The sequence below is a fragment of the Vibrio sp. 811 genome (genome assembly GCF_033339195.1).
Map to the genome: position 1 here is coordinate 1 of NZ_JAWOUB010000995.1, position 509 is coordinate 509.

A 509-nucleotide genomic window follows, 5' to 3' on the forward strand; every position below is an offset into this window, starting at 1 on the left:
CAAGCCAGCCAACGCAATGGGATAACGGCTATTTTCATCTGCTGTTAAATTACGATTGGGAACTGAAAAAAAGCCCAGCCGGCGCATGGCAATGGGAACCTATCGACATTAAAGAGGAAGACAAACCGGTCGATCCTGAAAACCCTAACGTTCGGCATAACCCAATCATGACCGACGCCGATATGGCGATGAAGATGGATCCGGAGTATCGCAAAATCTCAGAACGCTTCCATAGCGACCCGGCCTATTTCGCCGACACCTTTGCTCGGGCTTGGTTTAAATTAACGCACAGAGACATGGGGCCTAAGGCTCGCTACATCGGCCCTGATGTCCCGCAAGAAGACCTCATCTGGCAAGATCCGGTTCCTCACGGCAACGCAAACTACGATGTAGACGCGGTAAAAGCCAAAATCGCAGCCAGTGGGTTATTGGTTAGTGACATGGTCACAACCGCTTGGGACAGCGCACGCACGTTCCGTCTGTCTGACAAACGTGGTGGCGCAAACGGC

1 pseudogene is annotated in these 509 nt (G+C 52.3%); it reads left to right on the forward strand.

The annotated features are described in order from the left end of the window. Positions 1-509 (forward strand): annotated as a pseudogene (locus R7Q46_RS30545) (catalase-peroxidase); the annotation flags it as partial.